Annotated in this window: 2 protein-coding genes and 1 pseudogene; 2 read left to right on the forward strand and 1 reads right to left on the reverse strand. The window is 61.1% G+C overall.

What is annotated here, in order from left to right:
* Nucleotides 1-293: pseudogene (locus tag OC446_RS30060) on the forward strand (hypothetical protein); the annotation flags it as partial.
* A gap of 86 nt (nucleotides 294-379) precedes the next feature.
* Nucleotides 380-730, forward strand: a complete 351-nt coding sequence (locus OC446_RS30065) for a site-specific integrase (protein WP_262032544.1) — start codon at nucleotides 380-382, stop codon at nucleotides 728-730.
* Nucleotides 731-1061: 331 nt separating this feature from the next.
* Here the strand turns inward: OC446_RS30065 and OC446_RS30070 are convergent, their stop codons facing one another.
* On the reverse strand, nucleotides 1062-1427 hold the full coding sequence (locus OC446_RS30070) for a hypothetical protein (RefSeq protein ID WP_262032545.1): 366 nt from the start codon (nucleotides 1425-1427) through the stop codon (nucleotides 1062-1064).
* Nucleotides 1428-2366 lie beyond the last annotated feature (939 nt).

Below are 2366 nucleotides of genomic sequence, written 5' to 3' on the forward strand. Positions count from 1 at the left end.
GCTCGCATCGCACGACGGACGTGCTGCTGTTCCTGCTCGCGCATCCGCGCTGGGAGATGGTATTCCAGCCCAAGTACGCCGCCTATCTCAATCTGATTGAGCCCTGGTGGAAGATCCTGCGCTCGCTCGCGTTAGCCGGCCGGCGCTTCGAGAGCTGGGACGAGATCACCGATGCGATCAATCGCTCCACAGTCTACTGGAATGCGCATCGCCATCCCTTCGTCTGGGGCCAACGCCGCCGACATCGGCCGCGTCGCCCGCCCGGCATTGCCCTCCTGCCGACGGCCGCATGACTTACCGGATGAACCACTTAGGGCGTTTGCCGCTCGTTGTGGACAGGATTAGCTTCAGCCTGTCCACGACAGGTTGGAGCGCGCTCATGCATCTCCAGCGCATTGTTCTGCCGAGCGGCAAAGTCACATGGACCGCCTATGACGGCGATACCGTCGTCTCTGAGATCCGCAATTTCGTCGTCTACCTCGAAGCGCGTCACTACGCGCCACGCACGGTTAGCCATTACGCCCGGCACGTGGTCCGGCTCGGCAACTATCTCGCGGCCCTGGGCAAGAGCTTCCGCGAGATCACAGCTACGGATCTCGACCGCTTCATTCCAGCCGCTGCCAAGTCCGGCCGGACGCGCGGGGCCAGAACCGCCGCCATCATTCCGCTGCGGCCTGAGCATGTGGAGGTCTCGGCCAGCCTGCACAACCAGATCCTGTTTGGCATTTAGGCGTTCTATGCCTTCCTCAAGATCCGGGATCCAGCAGCTTTGTTCGACAGCGTCGAGAAGCCGTGCGCCTATGCCCCAGATGGTCATCAGGTCACGCAAGGTTAGTAGATTCCGGCCTTGCCAAAGGCTCTCCGTCTTTGCTGCCTGCACCGGACTACCCTGGCGAACACCAATTTTGTGCAGCGGGCACAGTCTCTGGCATTGCTAGCTACCCACCGGACGCGGCTCAGCACGAGACGCCCGACATCTACTGAACGGCTGGGGGAAAGGGCCGTAACCATCCAGGCCTTATTTACGACCGACGATGGAACCGCCTTGACATCATCGCCTATCAAAGGCTGGCGGCGAGCTCGCGCCTCAGTGCGATCAGACACCGAGAGTTGGTGACGAGGACAAGTATCTCGTGCTCGGCGTCCCCTTCATCACCACCATCCAACGTCCGGGTGAAGACCCCAATCTGGGTGGTCCCCGCGAAAAGGCGCCGTCCGGTCGCGGCAGTGATCCTCTGTCCCCCTATGGCGATGCCTGACGGGGTTCGTCCGCCCCTCCAGCGCATGATGACGCAGGCCTGCTCTTCCGGAAACCCCAAGAGATCTTCCGTCAGCTGGGCGTAGTGACGATCCAATGCCGCGCTCCCGAAATCCGGGGGCTGGCCTGCCCGGCAGGGGAACGTGGTGATCGAAAGCAGCCCCGTCAATGCTCAACCTCCGTCAAACATGAGTAAGAAGCATAATCCGGACGAGGCAGGCAGAAGAAGACACCTGTGACCTGGACCCTTACAGGATTGGAACCAACATCCACCAATACGGGTTCGAGCGTTAACGCTTTCTCGGGCCTGATGGTGACTTGCAAATTGTTCGCCAACAACAGGGTGCTGGGCGACAGGTCCTTCACCTCTAAGCCGCCCTGCAAACGAGCGGATCAGCCACAAGTCTGGGCATCGTGATCCACCGTGGTGACCGGCAGCACTGTTTGACCGTGCCCCTAACCAGTACGGCAATGAACCTCATGACAGCTCATCGCTGTGGGGCGTGCTGTTAAGCGGACACGTCATGCTGTCTTGCCGGCAAGATCCATGTCATGGGTCAGTGTCGTGATCCGATCGCGTCACGCCGCCTCCGTCAGGTAGAGCGCTTGGTCGGCACGTTGAACAATCGTTTCGGCAGTGTCGGAGGCAAAGGCATCGGTGAGCCCTCCACTGACGGTGTAGAAGATGCTTGACTGGCCGCTCCCGAAGAGAAAGGTGGGATGTTCTCCCGAAGGCTGTGAAGAAGGCAGAGGACGATGCCGCGTCGACCAGACTGAGCGGGGGGGCATGCTGGATTGACGCAAGACAGGTGGTCCTTCTCCTTAGGATCAGAACCCAGAGCAAGCTGCCCGAAGGCGGAGACCGCCGGGTCGGCCCCCGAGGTGCTTGATCTTGATCAATGCCATCAAAGCCACTCCGGAGCATGAATGGAGACTCGGCCACCATTCGGCCGTTTCGCAGCAGGACCCGCCACCATGCGTCCCGAACCGAACACCAACGTGCTGTCTGAACCCATCGGGTGCCTGTGCCCGGATCCGAAGGCTTGGCGGCTTGAGGACCTTCCCTGCACCCTGGAAACCGAGGGGCAAGCGCGGTCCTTCCTGACGC

This window comes from Microvirga sp. Mcv34 (assembly GCF_024519725.1).
Classification (GTDB): Bacteria; Pseudomonadota; Alphaproteobacteria; order Rhizobiales; family Beijerinckiaceae; genus Microvirga.

Bases quoted from the DNA above. Each gene is read 5' to 3' on its own strand.
- OC446_RS30065 (WP_262032544.1), top strand. From the start codon at position 380: ATGCATCTCCAGCGCATTGTTCTGCCGAGCGGCAAAGTCACATGGACC.